Below are 20,154 nucleotides of genomic sequence, written 5' to 3'. Positions count from 1 at the left end.
GACTGGACTCTATGTCCATGTTGGACGATCCGTCCAGTCAGCACTTTATCGAAGGGCTGACAATGGGTGTGAGTTTCCCGTAAGTGAACACCTACGGAAACGTCGATATAAAGCTGTGATATTCGACCGGTGAACCGCGCGCGCCCGTGGGCCGTCAACCACAGGATCCTCTTCAGAAACAGAGGACACGCTGTTTTCATCGGAAGGAATTGCAGTGGCTATCAGGTTGCCGGGCGGACGTACTGTCGGGATTTTGACCGTCGGCGCGCTCGCGGGTTCGATTTTCGCCGTCGGAGGCATGGCGACCGCCTCTTCGGCCGCTGACACCGTCATCCACGCCTGTGTCAACAAGAAGACCCGGTACGCGCGCATCGTCACCGCGACGACGAAGTGCCGCCCCACCGAGACGAAGATCACTTGGGGTGGCCAGGGCGCGCAGGGCCCGGCGGGCCTCCAGGGCATGACCGGCGCCACCGGCCCCCAGGGCCCGAAGGGCCAGACCGGCCCGCAGGGCCCCAAGGGCCAGACCGGCGCCGCCGGACCGCAGGGTGTGAAGGGCGAGACCGGCGCCACCGGTCCGCAGGGGCCCAAGGGCGAGACGGGCCCGGCGGGCCCGGCCGGAGCGAAGGGCGAGAAGGGCGAGACCGGCCCCGCGGGCCCCGCCGGCCCGGCCGGAGCCAAGGGCGCCGACGGCAAAGACGGCCGGGACGGCACCTCGGGCAGCGTCACGCCGGTCATCAAGACCGGCACCGAGACCACAGTCGACAGCAGCTCGGACATCGTCCTGACCTCCTGCGACCCGGGCAAGAAGATCGTCGGTGGCGGCCATGAGGTCACCTACGGCGCCGACTTCGTCAAGAACGTGTCCATGAGCAAGCCGACCGTCAACGGCAACAGCACCGGCTGGGCGGTCCGGGTCACGCTCGACCACAACAGGAGCGCCAAGCTCAAGGTCTACGCCATCTGCGTCTGACCCACCCGGGCGAGCCCTTTCGACCGGAAGGGCTCGCCCGTTCGGATCCGCCGTGAACAGGCAATGCGCCGAGCATCCGCGCGCATTGACGCCATTCATTTCCGTGCAGAAATTCGGAGCGTCAGAATTTCGTCGAGCGGAGATTCGCGACGACTTCGACTGCCCGGGAATCCGCTGAGGCGTTCGTCGGCGCGCGTCGTCGCCTGCCGCACCCGGCACACGCCGCGGAAATCCTCGCGTGCACCGGCCGGATGTGCGTCACCCCGTGACCGTCCCCACCGCTCGATAGCGAGCGATCCGGCGGTTCACGCGGTCTCCGGCGGGCTGGGCCAGGAGGGTGGCGATCTCCTCCTCCAGGGCTCTGGCCACGCGCCGGGTGAAGGCCTGCTGCTCGTAGACGGCGTCGGGGCACTCGGCGATGATCCGGTCGACGATGCCGTCGCGCTGCAGGTCCGCCGCCCTGACCCCCTGCGCCTGGGCGATCTCGGGGGCGAAGTCGACCGTCCGGTAGAGGATGGCCGACGCGCCCTCGGGCGGGAGCGGGGACAGCCAGGCGTGCTGGGCGGCCAGCACCCGGTCGGCGGGCAGCAGGGCCAGGGCCGCCCCGCCCGACCCCTGGCCGAGCAGCAGGCAGACCGTGGGCGCGTCGAGCATGACCAGATCGGCCAGGCAGCGGGCGATCTCCCCCGCCAGGCCGCCCTCCTCGGCCGCCTTCGACAGTTCCGCCCCGGCGGTGTCGATGACGGTGACCAGGGGCAGGCCGAGTTCCTCGGCGAGCTTCATGCCGCGCCGGGCCACCCGCAGCCCGGCCGGGCCGATCTTCAGGCCGGCCCGCGCGCCGCGCCGGTCCTGGCCGAGGACCACGGCGGGCGCGCCGCCGAACCTGGCCAGGGCCAGCAGCAGGCCGGGGTCGCTCTCGCCCGCGCCGGTGCCGTTGAGCGGGGTGACGTCGGCGGCGGCCAGTCTCAGCAGGGTGCGGACGCCGGGGCGGTCGTCGCGGCGGGAGCTGACGATGGCGTCCCAGGCGGGGACGTCGGTCCGCGCGGGCGGGGTGTCCTCGGCGGGCGGGACCGGCGGGTCCTTCGGCGCGCAGAGCACGCCGAGCGCCCTGACGGCCATCTCGCGCGCCTCGGCCGCCGGGACCACCGCGTCGACCAGGCCGTGGGCGAACAGGTTCTCCGACTCCTGTACGCCGCTGGGGAAGCGGTAGCCGTACAGGGACTCGAAGACGCGCGGCCCCAGGAAGCCGATCATCGCGCCCGGTTCGGCGGCGGTGACGTGGCCCAGCGACCCCCATGACGCGAACACGCCCCCGGTGGTCGGGTGGCGCAGGTAGACGACGTAGGGAAGGCCGGACTCCTTGTGGGCGGTGACCGCGGCGGTGATCTTGATCATCTGGACGAACGCCATCGCCCCCTCCTGCATCCGGGTCCCCCCGCTGGCGGGCGCGGCCAGCAGAGGCAGCCGTTCGGCGGTGGCCCGTTCGACGGCGGAGACCAGCCGTTCGGCCGCCGCGACGCCGATCGACCCGGCGAGGAAGGAGAACTCCCCGGCGACGACGGCGACCCGGCGTCCGCCGAGCCGTCCCTCACCGGTGATGACCGATTCGTCGTAGCCGGATCTGCGCCGGGCGGCGGCCAGTTCGGCGGCGTATTCGGAGCCGGGAACGGCCGCCTCGGCGGGCGGACGGTCCCAGGAGACCCACGAGCCGGGGTCGAGCACGACCTCGATCAGGGTGCGCGCGTCGGGTCTCTGGGGGGTCACTGCGCCTCTTTCCCCTTGAGCCAGTCGAGGACGGCCTCGGTGTCGGCGCCGAGGGCGGGCGGGGCGGAGTGGTCGCCCGGGGCGTGGGCGTCGAAGCGGAGCACCGGTCCGGGCAGCTCGATCGGGCCCAGGACGGGGTGGTCGACCTCGACGAGGAGCCCCTGGGAGCGGGTCTGGTCCCAGGCGTAGACCTCGTCGATGGTCCGGATCGACCCGGCCGGGACCCCGGCCTTCGCCAGCGCGCCGAGCCAGTGGCCGCGCGTCTCGGTGGTGAGGACCTTCTCCATCTCGTTGACGAGCTGGTCGCGGTTGGCGAAGCGGTCGCGGTTGGTGGCGTATTCGGGCCGGGCGGCGTCGATGCCGAGGAGCTCGGCGACCTTCTGCCAGTGGCCCTCGGTGCCGGCCGCGATCTGGATCATGCCGTCGCCGCAGCGGAACGCGCCGAAGGGGGCGATGGAGGCGTGGTGGTTGCCGTTGGCCTGGGGGACCTGGCCCGCGACCGTCCACTGGGTGCCGTGGTAGGCGTGCACGCCGACGACCGAGGCCAGCAGCGAGGTCCGCACGACCCCGCCCCTGCCGGTCTTCTCGCGCTCGTAGAGGGCGGCGGCCACGCCGTAGGCGCCGTGGATGCCCGCCAGCAGGTCGGCGATCGAGGGCCCGGCGCGGTGGGGCTGCCCGGGGGGCCCGGTGATCGACATCAGTCCGGCCTCGCCCTGGGCGATCTGGTCGTAGCCGGGCCGTCCGGCCTCGGGGCCGTCGTGCCCGAAACCGGTGATCGAGAGCACGACCATGCGCGGGTTGAGCTCCTCGATCCTCTCGGCGGAGAAGCCGAGCCGGGCCAGCACGCCGGTCCGGAAGTTCTCGATGAGGACGTCGGCGTGGCGGATCAGCCGGGTGAGGGTCTCGCGCCCCTCGTCGGCCTTGAGGTCGAGGGTGATCGACCGCTTGTTGCGGTTGGCCGCCAGGAAGTACGTCGAGATGTCACTGTCCGGGCCGACGTGGGGCCCCCAGCCGCGTGCCTCGTCCCCGCCCGAAGGATTCTCGATCTTGATGACGTGGGCGCCCAGGTCGCCGAGCATCTGGGCGGCGTGAGGGCCGGCCAGCGCCCGGGAGAGGTCGAGCACCACGACACCGCTGAGGGGTCCCTGCACGATCAGTCCTTCCGAAAATCGATGGGGAGCCCGCAGGCTACCCGTAGTGGGCCGGCCTGGCACGATCGGGGCATGCCGACCCTCGCCGACCTGGCCGCCCGCATCACGTCGTCGCGACCGTCGTGTGGCCCGGTGAGGCTGGTGGCGGTCGACGGCCCGGGCGGCTCGGGCAAGACGACCTTCGCCGGCCTGCTGTCCGAGGCGCTGAACGGCGCACCAGTGGTGCACAGCGACGACTTTCCCATCCCCTGGGACCAGGGCCCCGAATCCTGGTTCGGGCATCTGCGCCGGGACGTGCTGGAGCCGCTCGGACGGGGCTCGGCGGCGGTCTTCTCCCGGTACGACTGGCGCCGGGCCGCCTACGCCGAGCCGATCGAGGTGCCCCCGGCCGACGTGGTGATCGTCGAGGGCGTGAGCGTGGCGCGGGCGTCGTGCCCGGCGGCGTTCCGGGTGTGGGTCGAGGCGCCCCGCGAGGTCAGACAAGCGCGGGTCATCGCCCGCGACGGCGTCTGCCACACCGCCGACTGGCTGGTCTGGACGGCGGCCGAGGACGACTGGTTCGCCCGCGAACCGGTCGCCTGGGACGCGCGGGTGGACGGCGGGACGTTCGGGATCAGCTGGGCTTGACGTGGGGCCGCAGCCGGTCGGCCAGTGCCCGCGGGTCTGCGACGGTGACGGTGAGGCCGGGGTGGCGCAGCATCCCGGTCGGCTCGCCGCCCGGGACCGGCCGGTGGAATCGCAGGCAGACGCCCTGCCGGGTGTTCGACCCGAAGGTCAGCCCCCGATCGGCGAGCGAGATGCGCGGGCCGATGGCCTTGGCCGCGCCGTAGGGGCCGGTGACCTCGATGCCCGCCAGGTTGTCGAGGCCGGTCATGACCTGCCACGGGCCGAACCTCACCCGGATGCCCTCTTCGGTGACGATCACCCCGCTGGTCTCCGGGCGGATGCCGAGCACGCCCAGCAGCGGCCGGTAGCGGCGGTCGAAGTCGAAGCCGAAGGTTGCGTTCATACCTTCGGCCTGCCCTCAGCCCGGGGCGGCGAACCTTCTCCTCACGGCACCTCGTCCGGGTCCATCTTGCGGGTGTCGCGCGGGGCGACGTAGGGCTCCCGCGACGCGGGCTCGCCCGCCGCGATGGCGCGGCCCCGGGCGATCTCGGCGTCGAACTCCACGCCGAGCAGGACCGCGATGTTGGTGATCCACAGCCAGACGAGGAAGACGATCACGCCGGCCAGGGTCGCGTAGGTCTTGCTGTAGGTGGCGAAGTTGGCGACGTAGAAGCCGAACCCGGCCGAGGCGGCGATCCAGCAGACGACCGCGACGGTGCTGCCGGGGGTGATCCAGCGGAAGCCGGGGTGCTCGACGTTGGGGGCGAACCAGTAGAGCAGCGCCAGCACGACGATCACGATGACGACCAGGACCGGCCACTTGGCGATGTTCCAGATCGCCAGGCCGGTGTCGCCGATGCCGAGCATCCGCCCGGCCTGCTCGGCGAGGGCGCCGGTGAAGACCACGGCCACCGCCCCGGCCGCCATCATCACGACGAGCACGGCGGTGATCCCGAGCCGCAGCGGCAGGGTCTTCCAGATGGGGCGGCCCTCGGGCATCTCGTACATGACGTTGGCGGCCCGCATGAACGCCCCGACGTAGCCGGAGGCCGACCAGAGCGCGACCACCAGGCCGATGACCGTCGCCACCCCGGCCGCGCCCTGGTTCTCCTGGAGCGACACCAGGACCGTGTCGATGATCTCCTTGGCCGGGCCGGGCGCGACGGCGCTCAGGTTCTCCGAGATCGGCTGGGTCGCCGACTGGCCGAACAGGCCCAGCAGGGAGACCACGGCCAGCAGCGCCGGGAAGATCGACAGGATCGCGTAGTAGGTCAGCGCGGCGGCCCAGTCGGTGATCTTGTCTTCCTGGAACTCCCTGACGGTGCGCTTGAGCACCTGCCACCACGAACGTCGGAGCACTTCGGTCGGGCGGTCGGGGGCCAGGCGCTCGTTCATACCGCCCGGCTACCCCGACGTCCCGGGGGCAAGCGCGACTCAGGGCTGCAGAAGCACCTTCACCGCGCCGTCGCGCTTCTTCTGGAACATCTCGTACGCCTCCGGCGCCTGCGAAAGCGGCATCCGGTGCGTGGTCAGGTCCATGACGCCCAATGGGTCGGCGTCGTCGGCCACGAGCGGCATGAGGTCGTCGATCCAGCGCTTCACGTGGGCCTGGCCCATGCGCAGGGTGACGCCCTTGTCGAACAGCTTCAGCATCGGCATGGGGTCGCTCATGCCGCCGTACACCCCGGAGATGGACACCGTGCCGCCACGCCGGACGGCGTCGAAGGCGGCGTACAGGGCGCTCAGGCGGTCGACCCCGGCGGTGGACATGAGCGGCGCGGCGAGCTTGTCCGGCAGCAGGCCCGTCATGGTCTGGGCCATCTTGGCCATCGGCGAGCCGTGCGCCTCCATGCCGACCGCGTCGATCACCGAGTCGGCGCCCCGGCCCCGGGTCAGGTCCAGGATCGCGGCCTGCACGTTCTCGACCTCTGCGGCGTCGACGGTCTCGACGCCGTGGCGGCGGGCCATCTCCAGCCGCTCGGGCACCCCGTCGACCCCGATCACCCGGTAGCCCTTGTGGACGGCGATGCGGGCCGACATCTGGCCGATCGGGCCGAGGCCGAAGACCGCGACCGAGCCGCCGTCAGGCACGTCGGCGAACGCGACGGCCTGCCAGGCGGTGGGCAGCACGTCGGACAGGAACAGGAACCGCTCGTCGGGCGGCCCCTCGGGCACCTTGACCGGGCCGAACTGGGCCTGCGGCACGCGCAGGTACTCGGCCTGGCCGCCGGGGACCTGGCCGTAGAGCTTGGTGTAGCCGAACAGGGCGGCGCCCTTGCCCTGGTCGCGGACCTGGGTGGTCTCGCACTGGGCGTACAGGCTCTGGTCGCAGGTGTGGCAGTGGCCGCACGCGATGTTGAACGGGATCACCACGCGGTCGCCGGGCTTGATGTGGGTGACCTCGGGGCCGACCTCCTGCACGATCCCCATCGGCTCGTGGCCGAGGATGTCGCCCTCGTCGATGAAGGGGCCGAACAGTTCGTACAGATGGAGGTCGGAACCGCAGATGGCGGTCGAGGTGACCTTGATGATCGCGTCGTTGGGTTCCTTGATGGCCGGGTCGGCGACCTCGTCCACGCGCACGTCGCGCTTGCCGTGCCAGGTGACGGCCTTCATGATCACTCCCTTGGATCGTCTCCCCCGCAGGGGACACGGCTGCCCGGAGGCGGGACCCCTAACCGCTCCGCCTGCCCCGCAGGAACTCCTGCGCCTTGGTCTTCACGCCCTGCGCCACCAGGTGGAAGGCGTCGGGGTCGCCCTTCAGCACGGCCTCGGTCACCGACCTGACCTGGTCGAAGGTCGCGTGGGGCGGGATCGGCGGCACCTCCGGGTCGCAGTGGATGTCGAGCACCGTCGGGACGCCCGACGCGAAGGCCCGGTCCCACGCCTCCCCCAGGCGGTCCGGCTCGGCCACCGTGATCCCCTCCAGTCCGAGGGACCGGGCGAACAGGGCGTAGTCGACGTCGGGCAGGCTCTGCGACGCCTCGAACTTCGGCGCGCCGCCCATGGCCCGCAGCTCCCAGGTCACCTGGTTGAGGTCGTTGTTGTGGAAGACGCAGACGACCAGGCGCGGGTCGCGCCACAGGTGCTGGTAGCGGGCGACGGTGATCAGCTCGGCCAGGCCGTTCATCTGCATGGCCCCGTCGCCGACCAGGGCGACCACCGGCCGGTCGGGGCAGGCGAACTTGGCCCCGATCGCGTAGGGGACGCCGGGCCCCATCGTGGCGAGGGTGCCCGACAGCGACCCTCGCATGCCCTCGCGCATCCGCAGGTTGCGGGCGTACCAGTTGGTGGACGACCCCGAGTCGGCCGTCACGATCGCGTTCCCCGGGACGCGCCGCGACAGCTCCGAGACGATCAGCATCGGGTTGACCGGTTTGGCCGCCACCCGCGCCTCGCGGTCCATGGTGGCCCACCACTCGGCCACGTTCCTCTCGATGGCCTCCCGCCAGGCGTTGTCCGGCTTGGGCCGGACCATCGGCAGCAGCGCGTCGAGCGTGGCGGCGGCGTCGCCGACCAGGTTGACCTCGGTGGGATAGCGCATCCCGATGAACCGGCCGTCGATGTCGATCTGCACCGCCCTGGCCTGCCCGAACTCCGGCAGGAACTGGCTGTACGGGAAGTTCGACCCCACGATGAGCAGGGTGTCGCAGTCGCGCATCATCTCGTAGCTGGGCCGGGTCCCGAGCAGCCCGATCGCCCCGGTGACGTAGGGCAGGTCGTCGGGCAGCACGTCCTTGCCCAGCAGCGCCTTGGCCACCCCCGCGCCGGTGAGGTCGGCCAGCCTGCGCACGTGCTCGGCGGCGTTCCGGGCGCCCTGCCCGACCAGGACGGCGAGCCGCTCCCCCGCGTTGATCACGTCGGCGGCCCTGGCGATGTCCTCGCCGGAGGCGACCGAGTGGGCCCAGGCGGTGCCCGGCGGGCTGGAGGGCACCTGCTTGAAGGCGTGCTCGGGCGCGGCGTACTCCTCCTCCTGGAGGTCCGACGGGATGATCACTGCGGTCGGCGCGCGGGAGGCCTCGGCGGTGCGGATCGCCCGGTCGAGCGCGTTGGGCAGCTGCTCGGCCACGTTGACCTCGACCAGGTATTCGGAGGCGACGTCCTTGAACAGCGCCTGGAGGTCGACCTCCTGCTGGTAGCTGCCGCCCATGGCGCTGCGGGCCGTCTGGCCGACGATGGCCACCACCGGCACGTGGTCGAGCTTGGCGTCGTAGAGGCCGTTCAGCAGGTGGATCGCCCCGGGGCCCGAGGTGGCCATGCAGACGCCGACCCGGCCGCTGAACTTGGCGTACCCGACGGCGGCGAAGGCCGACATCTCCTCGTGCCGGCTCTGCACGAACCTCGGCACGTCGCCCGCGCGGCCCATCGCCGCGAGGATCCCGTTGATTCCGTCCCCTGGATAGGCGAACACCTGCGCCACGCCCCATTCCTGGAGTCGCCGCACCAGGTGGTCACCGACGGTCTGAGCCATGAGCGGCGGCGTACCCCTACGCCTTGCCGCGACACGCCCTTTTCGTCCGATTTGAAGGATTCAGCACCATTTGGACATATAACCATAAATACCGGGATGCCAATTCTTTATGGCCGTCCAAATAATCCCGATATCGAGTTTTTGCGGTGATCATGTTCTGCGGCCCGTATGGTGACACATCACCTATGTCCTGAATGTAAAGACATTGCGAGATCGATATGGACGCCGACGAACTGCACCACGGAACCCTCCTCGACTACCGCGTCAACGGGCCGTGGGGACGCATCCTCCTGGCCGACGGCACCTACGTCTGGTTCCACGAGGAGATCGCCTTCGCGGGCGGCGAGAAAGTCCCGGCGGGCGAGAAAGTGGAGTTCAGGGCTCGCTACCAGAGCAAGTCGGAGGCGTGGCAGGCTCACCGCGTCCGCCGTCACGCCGGTCCCGTGGAACCGGAAGAGAGCTCCTCCGTGCTGGGCAAAGCAAAGTGAACAAGTACAACGGCGAACGCGGTTTCGGGACAATACGTCCAGCCGATCCCCGGCTGCCCGACGTCTTCGTCCACCACTCGAGAATCCTCGGAACCGGGTTCCGTCACCTTCTCCCCGAAGAGCCGGTCGAGTTCGAGATCGAGGAGAACACCGCGAAGAACCGGCTGGAGGCCGTCAACGTCCGACCGCCCGCCCACCGCAAGAAAGGCAGGGTCCGGACGTTCGACCGCCCGAAGGGCTACGGCTTCATCACGCCGGACGACGGCACCGCCGACCTGTTCTTCCACCACACCCGCATCCTGCCGTACAAGAAGAACGGCCGGATGACGGCCGAGGACGGCGAGGTCGTCTGGTTCGAGGAGCAGGCGGGCAAGGACGGCCGGATGGTGGCCGTCCGGGTGAAGCGCCAGGATTCGCGCACGCCGCTGGCCCGGTTCGCCGACATGGGCGCGGAGGACGAGTGGCTGCCCCAGCTCGCCGCGAAGGCCGAGAAGGAGTCGTGGCAGCACAGCGTCCGGGCCGACACCCACACCGACTACCCGATCCTCAGGAGCTACCTCCTCTACACCTTCGCCAGGCTGGAGAAGGAGGACCGCGAGTCCCCCGGCCGGAAGATCGCGATCGGCCGCGACGGCAACCGTCCCGTCGCCTGTTTCAACACGGGCCTGGTCACCCCGAACCAGGAGGAGATCTTCGCCCTGTTCGGCAGCAAGCCGTCCGGCAACGACGGCCGCAACTGGAAACTCGCCGGTTTCCACGCCGCCAGCGACCACCGGATGCTGGGGAAGTTCGAGGTGTTCCCGGAGCTGGTCGACTATTTCGACGACCCCGGCGTCCTCCTCTACGACCGCAGGCGCGAGCTGTACATCGACGTCGACCACGTCCTGGACGACAACATCAGCCGTTTCCCCAAGGAGCTCCAGGACCAGAAGTTCCTGGCCCGGCAGAGCCTGGTGGCGGCCAAGGCGCAGACGCAGCAGCGGGTGTACCGCAACTACAAGACCGCCGTCCCGCAGTTCTACCAGGGGGAGATCCAGTTGCTGCTGCCGCTCTGCCTGCTGCGTCCCGGGGTGGCCGACCTGGCACTGGTGGTCAGCTCGAAGGAGGGCCAGTACCGGGGCGACACGATCCTGACGCTCGACATGGCCTACAGCAACGCCCGCCTGCTGTGCCGCCCCGACAGCGACTGGCTGAAACCCTGACCGGCGGAGGGCCGCCGGAGCGGCGCCGGTGACGGCGCCGCCCCGGTGGGTCCGTCAAAGACGGCGGCGGATGAGGGTGTCGGCGAGGGCGAGCACGCCGGTCAGGAACAGCAGGGCGTCGCCGGCGCATCGGGCGACGGTGAACCAGTCTTCCATGGTGAAACTCCCTGTCTCGGGGGACTTCGGACAGGTCAAGGGCACCATCGAACACCTGTGACGAGCTGTCACGAGTTGCGCGCACGGTCTTCACCACGCGGAACGTCATCGAATTCACGACAATGGCGAGACACCACGTGACAGCGGCGTGACACCCGCGAGAGAGGAAGAGACCGTGGCCCAGCGTAGCGGCGGCCGCCCGACCGACCGCGACGAGTGGCCGGCGGACGGGCCCCATCGCAAGCTCCTGGAACACCTCGACCAGGTGCGGGTCGACAACGGCACCAAGGGCCTGCGGCCGATCGCCAAGGCCATGTCGTTGGACAGCCCGACCCGGGTCAGCGACATCCTCAAGGGCCGGAGTTTGCACACGGGTACCGAGCAGCTCGGACTCCTCGTCAAGGCCCTCGGAGGCGGCACGGACGACGTCAAGGAGGCCCTCCGCCTGGACGAGCTCCGGCTGAAGGCCGGGGCCGCCGGGCCCACCCACCGGGTGCGGGCGCCCGATCGCGCGTCGCTGGAGCCCGAGTGGCTCCCCCTTGTGCCGAGACCCAGCCTGCTGGACTCCGCGTTGGCGACGCGCGACCGGCAGTCCGAGGGAGAACCCCGCCGGCAGGTGCTCGCCTTGGTCGGCGACGGCGGCATCGGCAAGAGCGTCCTGCTCGGCCAGATGCTGAACCGGATCGAGGAGTCGGGGCTGGCGGCGGTGCTGGTGTCGAGCGCCGCCGTCCTCTCGGCCGGGCTGCCGGCGACGCCCCTGGAGGCGGACGCGTTCTTCGGGCAGGCCGTCGAGCCCTACAGCGGACGCGGCCTGGGGGCGATCCTGCACGACCACGCCCGCGAGCACGGACGGGTCACCCTGCTGGTGGACACCCTCGACCTGGTGCTGAACAGGAGCACGGTCATTCCGATCACCACCCTGCTCCAGACCGCGACCGACCACGCCGAGGTCGTCTTCACCTGCCGCGACCAGGAGTTCCACAGCTTCCTGGCCCCTCTGCGGGGGCGTGACCGCCTCGGGAACCGGCTCAGCCAGTTCCCGGTGCCGTCGCTGGATCCCGCCGAGATCGTCGACTGGGCCGAGCGCTACCTCGCCACGCGCCGGGACGTCACCCCGGCCGACCGGGCGGGCTTCCTCGACTCGTTGCGCGGCGGCGTCAGCGGGAACGGCCGGTTACGGACGCTGTGCGCCCTTCCGGTGCGGCTGGCCATGACCTGTGACGTGTTCGGCGCGCACGGCCACGTCCCCGAGGACCTCACGGCCACGCGGCTGTACCAGGCGTACTGGCGCGAGCGGATCTCCCGCCACACCGGGCTGGACGGCACCGACGAGGGCCGGGGCAAGAACGCCGCCGCCCTCGCGCTCGGCGAGCGTTACCTGAACAAGGGCGTCCCGAACCCCCGGGTGCCCAAGGGAGATCTCCCGGAGGACCTCGACTCCGGCCTCCGGCTCCTCGTCAGCGAGGGTGTCGTCCGGGAGCACCTGTACGAGTGGGAGTTCTTCCACCAGAACTTCGCCGAGTTCGCCCACGGGCGGGCCCTGCTCACCCAGGGCGTCGGGTCGGCGGGCGTGCGGCGGCTGGCCGAGGCGGTGCGGCAGGGCGGTTTCGGCGTGTGGTCGGTGGCCACCTCGCTGATGTTGCAGGCCGACGACTCCGCCAAGTACCGGGCGCTGGCCGAGGCGCTGCCCATCGACGGCCCGGCGGGCGCCCAGGCCCATGTGGTGGCGGCGTTGCAGCAGGACGACGGCGCGGCCCTCGACGCCGTGCTGGCCCGGATCCGCCCATGGCCGGACCTCCTGGGGCCGGCCGTCCCGGTGCTGGGCGACGCGCCCCGCCATCAGGTCCCCGCAGCGCACGCCGCCCTCGCCGACGCGGTCACGCGCCATCCCGAGGAGCTCGCCAAGGAGGCGCTCGCGGCGCTGGGGCGTCTCATCCCCCGGGCCGAGCCGGGCGTCCGGGCCGCGCAGCTGACCTCCGCGCTGGAGGCGTGGGCCGCGATGAATCCGCGTCCCCCCGGATGGGACCACCTTCCGGCCCGGCTGCTGACCCCGCTTCAGGGCGACGACTTGGTCGCCGAATGTCTCCAGGTGATGTGCGAGAACCTCGCCCACCTGGGGGTCACCGGCCGGCAGGCGGTGACCCGGGTCCACCTGGCCGCCGCGCTCACCGAGGAGCAGGCCCTGGCATTCGGACGCGCCGCCCTCGCCGTGGACCGGCCGACGCTGGACGAGACCGAGGCCGCCGACGTCGGCCAGCTCCTCTGGGACTGCGCGCCGCTGAGGGCCGAGCGCGGCTGGACGACCTGGCGGGAGTTCCTGGGCGCACCCCTGCGCAGGAACTGGAAGGACACCCAGATGCGGCTGGTCACCCGGTGGACCGGTGACGAGACCGTCAGAGGCGAGGTGGTCGACCACCTCCTCGCCGGGGTCGGCGACGTGGACGAGAGACACGTGGTCGTCCTGAAGAACATCGCCCGCGCGCATCCACACTGGCTGGCCGACCGGCTGCTCGGCTCTCCTCCCCCGGTCAGGCCACGGGCCGGAATCCTCGTCCAGGGCATCGGGCTCGCGGCCCCCCACCTCGACGTGGAGACCCGGGCCCGGTTCACCCGCTGGCTGGGCCCGCTGGGCGGGATCGAGCCCCGGGCCGTGCGGCCCACGCAGGTCGTGCTGGCGGGCGACGCGCTCGACATGCACAGGGACGTGCTGAACGACCTGGCCGGCGCCGCCCGCGCGGTCGTGCGCGGCTCGGCGCAGGCCTGGGCCGAGCACGCCCCGCCGGAGATCCTGGGCACGCTGCGGACCGACCTGCGCGCCCTGCTCCCCGGCCGGGACTCCGACACGATGGAGGTCCGCGCCCGGCTGGAGGGCCGGCTGGCCACGGCCGATCCGCGGGCGCGGGCGTGGCTCACCAGGGCCGTGCTGCGCGGTCCCAGCCCGAAGGTGGCTGGGACCGGCGCCCTGACGCTGTCGGGGGCCGTCGGCAGCGTCCCCGAGAGGCTCGTCACCTGGGTCTTCGCCCTCCTCTTCGGGCCGCATGGAGACGCCACGAAGAACATCGCGAAGATCCTCGCCGACCCCGAGCGGGTCGGCAGGGACGATTTCCGGCGCGTGGCCGGTCACCGGACGAGGATCCTCGCCAGGATCGAGGACTCCGTCGGCCGTGGAGAGGAGGCGACGGTCCTGCGCGAGCTCGTGGAGGTGCTCATCCGGGCCGACCGCGTCCACGGGCTGGATCAGGACCAGGTGCTCAGGGTGTACGCCCTCGCCAGGGACAGGATCGTGGTTCCGCCGCGACGACTGACCGACGACGAGATCACCCAGCTCTCCACGGGGATCGCCACCCTGGCCGCGATCACGGGCGCGCTGCTGCCGGGGCGGGTGCCGCGTGAGCGGATCAGGGAGCTGGCCTCCGAGTTCCTGACGGGCGTCGATCTCGACCGCATCGGCACCAAGATCAGAAAGGTGGCCGAGTCGCTGCTCGTCGGCATCGGCCAGCGTGACCCGCTCGCCGTCGGATGGCTGGTGGACGGCCTCTTCGGCCACCCTGGGCTGGGCGCCGGCGCCCGGATGGCGGTCGCGAACGCCGTCGTCGCCCTGGACAAAACCGAACAGGGCGTCATGGTCGTGGCGTTGCTGAACCATCCCGTGTGCCCGCCCGAGGTGGCCAGAGTCCTCCTCCGCGACCTGCGCAGGCGCGGCTGACGCTATCTGCGGCGTGCGGGGGCGGCGAAGACGTCGGCCAGGTCGTCGACCTCCAGCCCCGGCCCGGCTTCGCCCTGGGCGCGGTGACCGTCAGGGGCCGGTCCCAGTTCTGGTAGCGCGTGGCGTAGTCCGCGCGGAGGAACCGGTCGCGCCCAAGCCCCTTGACCTGCGGCCGGGGGTGGGCGTAGAAGCTCCAGCCGATCATGTACGGCCAGCCGCGGTCGTCGTACATGTACGTCCAGGTCACCACGGAGGCGCCCACCGCCGTGGTGCCCGCGGCCTCGCGGAGGCTCGGGGAGACGCGGACGAGGTCCTTGAGGGCGATCGTCCCGGTCAGGATGGTGATGCGCTGCTTGCGGCCGGTGGCGCGGTCCTTCCTCCAGGGGGAGACGATCTTGCGGTGCTTTGGTGGCGCGCAGCGCGCGCAGGGTCGCCGGTTCCAGGGCGTTGACGAGCTGGTCGCCGAAGGCGGCGGACGCGCCGCTCGCTCTGCCGGTGTCGATCCACGTCTTGCTTTTCGGCGCGAGCTGGTAGTGCCGGCCACCGGCGCTGATCGTGCGCAGCGTGCCCTCGGTGGGGAGTACGCCGGCGAAGTAGGGGTCCCCAGGCGCCGCCTCGACCATCATGAAGCGGTCGCCGATCAGCAGCTTGCGTACCTGTTCCGAGGCGGTCACGCCGGTCGTGCCTTTGACCTTGCCGGTGCCGCTCAGCTTCATGGCGGCCTGGTCGGTGACCCACTGGCCGGTGTCGAGCCGCTGCGTGCGCGCCAGGTCGGTCATGACCGCGCCGTGGAACTCGGTCGTGGCTCCGGCGCCACGGGCGAGCAGCGCCCTCAGGGCCGCCACCGGGTCGGGGTCGGCCGTCCGGGCGTGCGCGGTGGCGGGGCGCCGGCCACGAGGGCTAGGGCGAGGATGAGGGAGCGCATACCGTCCATTCGGGTCGATCTTAAATGGACGGTAATGTAGCGCGCCCGCTCAGCCCCTGACGTCGACCTCCGCGTGCGGAAGACCGCCCGACAGTTTCGGGAAGCCCGGTCCCCGGTCGAAGAACGCCTCATTCGGTACCCGGAGCTCGGCCCGCAGCGCCTCGGTGGCGGCCTCGTCGACCTCGAGACCGTCCACGAGGACGACCCCGTAGTCCTCCCGGGCCGCCTCGCGCGAGACCTTCCCGTCGCGCACGTCGCCGGCGACCCGGGACGGCTCACGGTCGAGCGGGGAGCCCCAGCCGCCGCCCCCGGTCGTCCGTACCCGCACGATCTGGCCTTCGGCCACGGGGAAGTCGTCGACCAGGCCCTCCATCTCGACGCCGTCGACCGTCACCACGAACGGGCGGCCGGCCCGGCCGCCGTTGACGCCCCAGCAGCTGAGGATCGAGCGGTCGGCGATGCTCATGAACGAGGCGTCGCGGAGCAGGCGGATGTGCTTGTCGTAGCCGAGGCCGCCCCGGTAGCGGCCGGGGCCGCCGCTGTCGACGGCCAGGCCCAGGCGCTCGACCCGCAGCGGCCAGCGGGCCTCGGCGAACTCGACGGGGATGTTGCGGGAGTCGGGCACGACGTGGATGGTGTCCTCGCCGTCGGCGTACCAGCGGCCGCCGGAGCCGCCGCCGAGGACCTCGCGCATCAGGTAGTCGTTGCCCGCCGCGTCCTGGCCGTGGACGCCGGTGTAGCGGATGGTCTCCTGGTCGGCGGGCATCCGGCCGCCGGTCGCCTTGGCCAGCACCCCGGCCAGCACGCCCAGCAGGCGCAGGATCACGAAGGTCCGGGCGTTGGTGGGCGCGGGGAAGATCGGGGTGAGCAGGGTGCCCTTCTCCGGGAAGACCATCTTGATCAGCGGCACCACGCCCTCGTTGACGTCGAGCTCGGCCATCCGCTCAGGGGTGTCGGCGAGGTTGCGCAGGACCGGGGCCAGCCACTTCTTCAGGAACACGCCGTCGGCGTAGTCCCCGGCGTGGTTGATCGGGCCCTTGGCCTGCGGCGAGGTGCCGGTGAAGTCGATCACCAGCGGCTCGGGGGCGTGGTGGTCGACCGTCAGGGTGATGCGCTGGGCGTGCAGGCGGGGCTCGTCGACGCCGTCGTGCTCGGCGTAGTCCTCCCAGACGTGCACGCCCTCGGGGATCTTCGCCAGCAGCTCGCGCCGGAAGGTCTCGGTGGTCTTGGTCAGGATCGCGTCGAAGCAGGCCTCCACGGCCGCGCGGCCGTAGCGGTCGAACAGCTCGCCGAGCCGCCGCGCGCCCATCAGGCAGGCCGAGCACTCGGCGTCGAGGTCCCCGGCGAGGGAGTCGGGCATGCGGGAGTTGCGGGTCATGATCCGCAGCGCGGCGTCGTTGGGGACGCCCCGGTCCCACAGCCGGATCGGGGGCACCATCAGGCCCTCCTCGAACACGCTGCGGGCGCCGGACGGCATCGAGCCGGGGCAGGAGCCGCCGATGTCGTCGTGGTGGCCGAACGCCTGGACGAACGCCACCACCTCGCCGTCGTGGAAGACCGGCACCGTCACGCACAGGTCGGGCAGGTGGCCGATGCCGCCCTCGGACAGGTAGACGTCGTTGTGGAAGAAGACGTCGCCCGGGTTCATCGTCTCGACCGGGTAGTCGCGCACGACCGGCTGCACGAGGGCGCTGTAGGAGCGGCCGGTCAGCTTGCGCAGGCGGGCGTCGTGGATGCCCGCCCGGAAGTCGTGCGCGTCGCGGATCATGGGCGAGCGGGCGGTCCGCGCGATGGCGGTCTCCACCTCCATCTCGACCGAGGCCAGGGTGCCCTCGACGATCTCGATCAGGATCGGGTCAGCCAAGCTCACGGCGCACCTCCAGGTTGCCGTAGTCGTCCATCGTCGCGGTGAAGCCGGGGTGCAGCGGGAGCGTGGAGCCGTACTCCTCGATCACCGCCGGGCCGGCCACGACCGCGCCGGCGCCGAGGTCGCGGCGGCGGTAGACGACCGTCCGGGCCCACGTGTCGAAGTGGACGTCGCGGGTGCAGAGCGGGGTGGGTTCCTCGAACTGCTCGTGGCGGCGGGCCAGCGCCGGGCGGGTGATCGGGCCGATGCCGCTCACCCGCAGGTTGACCCACTCGACGGCGTGGCGGGGGTCGTCGCGGTAGCCGTACCCGTAGAGCTTCTGGTGCGCCTCGTGAAACCTCGCCTCGACGTCGCCGTCCGCGGGGACCCGGACCTCGTAGGCCTGGCCGTAGTAGCGCAGGTCGGCGGTGCGGACGTAGACGTGGTCGGTGAAGCCCTCCCGCTCCAGCGCCTCGGCGGCCTGGGCCTCCAGGTCCTGGAAGATCGCCTCGATCTCGTCCGGGACGGGGTCGGTGGTCACGTGGGTGCGGACGTAGTCGTTCTTCACGTCCACCGTGAGCAGCCCGAACGCCGAGACGTTACCGGGGTCGGGCGGCACGATCGCGCTCTTCAGGCCCATCACGTCGAGCAGGCGGCAGACCAGCAGCGGGCCCGACCCGCCGAAGGCGACCATCGGGAAGTCGCGCACGTCCAGGCCGCGCTTGACGGTGATCTGGCGGATGGCGTTCGACTGGTTGAAGGCGCTGATCTCCAGGATGCCGGTCGCGCAGCGCTCGGGGGTGAGGCCGAGTTTGGCGGCCAGCCCTTCGATCCCGGCCCGCGCCGCCGCCGCGTCGAGCGGGATCTCGCCGCCGAGCAGGTGCGGCGGGACCCGGCCGAGGAACACGTGGGCGTCGGTCACGGTGACCTCGGTGCCGCCCTTGCCGTAGCAGATCGGGCCGGGGTCGGCCCCCGCGGAACGGGGGCCGACCTTCAGCGTCCCCTCGGGCGAGATCCACGCGACCGAACCGCCGCCCGCTCCCACGGTCACGATGTCGATCATGGGGATCTTGCAGGGGTAACGCCCGATGGAGCCCTCCGTGGTCTGGGAGGGCTCCCCGTCGACGATGACGGCGACGTCGGTGCTGGTGCCGCCGCCGTCCAGGGTGATCACGCTCGGGTGCCCGGCCGTCCCGGCGATCAGGGCCGCGCCGAGCGCGCCCGCCGCCGGACCGGACAGCACGGTGGTGATGGGCTGGTTGACGACCTCCGCCGCCGACAGCACCCCGCCGTTGCTCTTCATGACCGAGAAGCCGCGCCCGAGGCGCTCGGACAGATTGCCTATGTACGTCCGCATGATCGGCTTCACCGCGGCGTCGACCAGCGTGGTGACCGAGCGCTCGTACTCGCGGTACTCCCGGAGCACGTCGCTCGACAGGGAGACCACGGCCTCGGGGTGCTCACGGGTCAGCACGTCCCGCATCAGCCGCTCGTGCGCGGGGTTGGCGTACGCGTGCAGGAAGCACACGCCGATGGCCGTGACGCCCTGCTCCCGATACCAGCGGGCGACCTCGGCGGCCTCGCCGGCGTCGAACGGGCGCACCTCGGCCCCGGTGTGGTCGAGGCGGCCGTGGACGGTCCTCACCCGGTGCACCGGCACGATGCGGGGCGGCTTCACCCAGAAGTAGGAGTTGCCGTAGCCGTCCGGCACGCTCTGCCGGGCGATCTCCAGGATGAACTCGAAGCCCTCGGTGGTGATGAAGCCCAGGTGGTCCGACCGGTCGGGGCGGTCCTCCAGGAGCTGGTTGGTGGCCACCGTCGTGCCGTGGACCAGCGCCGAGACGCTCGCCAGGTCGACCCCGCCACCGTGCAGCTCCAGGACCTTGGCGACCCCCGCGAGGAACCCGTCGGCCGGATTGGACGGCGTCGACGGGGTCTTGGTCGTCACGATCTGGCCGGTGCGCTCGTCGACGAGCACCACGTCGGTGAACGTGCCACCCGTGTCGACACCGATTCGGACGCTGTACATGCCCCGTTTCTACCGACCTGCCCGACGTGGGGAATCAGCGGGTTGTGCCGAAGAATCCCAAAATACTCGTCACAGCCTGCCCGCCCACGCCGTGAACCCCTCGCTCCGCGACAACGTGTGTCCGCAGGTCACCGCTTCTGTTACCTGACGAGTGTCACCTGACGAGGCAGTAGCCGTCGGCGCAGGCGTCGCCCTGCGGCGCGGAGAGCGGCTCGCGCTGCTCGACCTCGCGCAGCGCCGCGACCAGGGTCTCGACGGGCTGGGCGCCGGAGACGGCGTACTTGTCCTCGAACAGGAACAGCGGCACGCCGGTGATGCCCAGCTCACGGGCCCGGTCGATCTCCGCGCGGACCTCCTCGCCGCCCTCGCCCGTGTCGGCCACCCCCACCTCGACGGCCAGCTTCGCCAGCACGACCGGGTCGCCGACGTCGAGGCCGTCGGTGAAGTGGGCGCGGAACAGCCGCTCGGCCATCTCGGGGGCCCTGCCCTCACGCTGGGCCAGCCAGATCAGCCGGTGGGCCTCCAGCGTGTTGGCGCCGATCGCCTGGTCGTAGCGGAGGTCGAGACCGTCGACGGCCGCCGTGCCGACCACCCGCTCGATCATCTGCAGCGACTGCCTGCCGAAGCGCTTCTCCAGGTACTCCGTGAGCGGGGTGCCGTCGCTGACGGCGTCCGGGGAGAGCTGGAAGGGGCGGTAGGCCACCTGCACGGGCTTGCCGTACTCGCGGACGGCCGCGTGGAAGCGGGTGTGCCCGATGTAACACCACGGGCAGATGACGTCAGAAAAGATCTCAACCTTCACAACGGCTGCAACCCGTGCCGGACGCGCCCGATTCC

At 71.4% G+C, this 20,154-nt stretch carries 15 protein-coding genes; 5 read left to right on the top strand and 10 right to left on the bottom strand.

Going from position 1 to position 20,154, the window contains the following annotated elements:
• Nucleotides 1-298: 298 nt before the first annotated feature.
• A complete protein-coding gene (locus tag AW270_RS41740; protein WP_082801402.1) occupies nucleotides 299-973 on the top strand; it encodes a collagen-like domain-containing protein in 675 nt (224 codons plus the stop codon).
• A 258-nt stretch (nucleotides 974-1,231) separates the two neighbouring features.
• Here the strand turns inward: AW270_RS41740 and AW270_RS07635 are convergent, their stop codons facing one another.
• Both AW270_RS07635 and AW270_RS07630 read right to left on the bottom strand, forming a co-directional pair.
• Nucleotides 1,232-2,737, bottom strand: coding sequence for a carboxyl transferase domain-containing protein (locus AW270_RS07635; protein WP_061292145.1), 1,506 nt, complete (start codon nucleotides 2,735-2,737; stop codon nucleotides 1,232-1,234).
• A complete protein-coding gene (locus tag AW270_RS07630) occupies nucleotides 2,734-3,888 on the bottom strand; it encodes a CaiB/BaiF CoA transferase family protein (protein WP_061292142.1) in 1,155 nt (384 codons plus the stop codon). The genes AW270_RS07635 and AW270_RS07630 overlap by 4 nt, the downstream gene beginning before the upstream one ends.
• Before the next feature lie 72 nt (nucleotides 3,889-3,960).
• Here AW270_RS07630 and AW270_RS07625 point away from each other — a divergent pair, with 72 nt between their 5' ends.
• Nucleotides 3,961-4,515, top strand: coding sequence for a uridine kinase family protein (locus AW270_RS07625; protein ID WP_061292139.1), 555 nt, complete (start codon nucleotides 3,961-3,963; stop codon nucleotides 4,513-4,515).
• Here the strand turns inward: AW270_RS07625 and AW270_RS07620 are convergent.
• From AW270_RS07620 to AW270_RS07605, 4 genes are read right to left on the bottom strand one after another with little or no spacing between them, the layout of a single operon-like run.
• Nucleotides 4,502-4,897: a hypothetical protein gene (locus AW270_RS07620; RefSeq protein ID WP_061292137.1), complete on the bottom strand. Its 396-nt coding sequence runs from the start codon at nucleotides 4,895-4,897 to the stop codon at nucleotides 4,502-4,504. The two genes, AW270_RS07625 and AW270_RS07620, sit on opposite strands and share 14 nt — an antisense overlap.
• Before the next feature lie 41 nt (nucleotides 4,898-4,938).
• The gene (locus AW270_RS07615; protein WP_061292134.1) at nucleotides 4,939-5,889 is read right to left on the bottom strand and encodes a YihY/virulence factor BrkB family protein; all 951 of its coding nucleotides are present in this window, start codon (nucleotides 5,887-5,889) and stop codon (nucleotides 4,939-4,941) included.
• A 39-nt stretch (nucleotides 5,890-5,928) separates the two neighbouring features.
• Nucleotides 5,929-7,110, bottom strand: a complete 1,182-nt coding sequence (locus AW270_RS07610) for a zinc-dependent alcohol dehydrogenase (RefSeq protein WP_061292431.1) — start codon at nucleotides 7,108-7,110, stop codon at nucleotides 5,929-5,931.
• Nucleotides 7,111-7,168: 58 nt separating this feature from the next.
• Nucleotides 7,169-8,965, bottom strand: a complete 1,797-nt coding sequence (locus tag AW270_RS07605) for a thiamine pyrophosphate-requiring protein (protein WP_061292132.1) — start codon at nucleotides 8,963-8,965, stop codon at nucleotides 7,169-7,171.
• 218 nt (nucleotides 8,966-9,183) lie between these two features.
• Here AW270_RS07605 and AW270_RS38555 point away from each other — a divergent pair, with 218 nt between their 5' ends.
• From AW270_RS38555 to AW270_RS07590, 3 genes are all read left to right on the top strand, one after another.
• Complete coding sequence (locus tag AW270_RS38555) at nucleotides 9,184-9,453, top strand: hypothetical protein (protein WP_061292129.1); 270 nt, start codon at nucleotides 9,184-9,186, stop codon at nucleotides 9,451-9,453.
• Complete coding sequence (locus tag AW270_RS07595; RefSeq protein ID WP_061292126.1) at nucleotides 9,450-10,655, top strand: DUF3825 domain-containing protein; 1,206 nt, start codon at nucleotides 9,450-9,452, stop codon at nucleotides 10,653-10,655. The genes AW270_RS38555 and AW270_RS07595 overlap by 4 nt, the downstream gene beginning before the upstream one ends.
• Before the next feature lie 331 nt (nucleotides 10,656-10,986).
• A complete protein-coding gene (locus AW270_RS07590) occupies nucleotides 10,987-14,517 on the top strand; it encodes an NACHT domain-containing protein (protein ID WP_061292122.1) in 3,531 nt (1,176 codons plus the stop codon).
• 2 nt (nucleotides 14,518-14,519) lie between these two features.
• On the opposite strand, the gene AW270_RS38550 is transcribed toward AW270_RS07590, so the two are convergent.
• The 4 genes from AW270_RS38550 to AW270_RS07570 all read right to left on the bottom strand — a co-directional run bounded on the left by AW270_RS38550 (nucleotide 14,520) and on the right by AW270_RS07570 (nucleotide 20,119).
• Nucleotides 14,520-15,362, bottom strand: a complete 843-nt coding sequence (locus AW270_RS38550) for a hypothetical protein (protein WP_157521750.1) — start codon at nucleotides 15,360-15,362, stop codon at nucleotides 14,520-14,522.
• A 129-nt stretch (nucleotides 15,363-15,491) separates the two neighbouring features.
• The gene (locus tag AW270_RS07580) at nucleotides 15,492-17,312 is read right to left on the bottom strand and encodes a hydantoinase B/oxoprolinase family protein (RefSeq protein ID WP_082801377.1); all 1,821 of its coding nucleotides are present in this window, start codon (nucleotides 17,310-17,312) and stop codon (nucleotides 15,492-15,494) included.
• Nucleotides 17,299-19,317, bottom strand: a complete 2,019-nt coding sequence (locus tag AW270_RS07575; protein WP_061292113.1) for a hydantoinase/oxoprolinase family protein — start codon at nucleotides 19,315-19,317, stop codon at nucleotides 17,299-17,301. Before AW270_RS07575 ends, AW270_RS07580 begins: the two co-directional genes overlap by 14 nt.
• 154 nt (nucleotides 19,318-19,471) lie before the next feature.
• Complete coding sequence (locus AW270_RS07570) at nucleotides 19,472-20,119, bottom strand: DsbA family oxidoreductase (RefSeq protein WP_063819125.1); 648 nt, start codon at nucleotides 20,117-20,119, stop codon at nucleotides 19,472-19,474.
• Between the last annotated feature and the right edge of the window lie 35 nt (nucleotides 20,120-20,154).

The organism is Herbidospora cretacea (assembly GCF_001570605.1).
In the GTDB taxonomy this organism is placed as follows: domain Bacteria; phylum Actinomycetota; class Actinomycetes; order Streptosporangiales; family Streptosporangiaceae; genus Herbidospora; species Herbidospora cretacea.
This window is presented reverse-complemented; position numbering and strand designations above follow the sequence as displayed.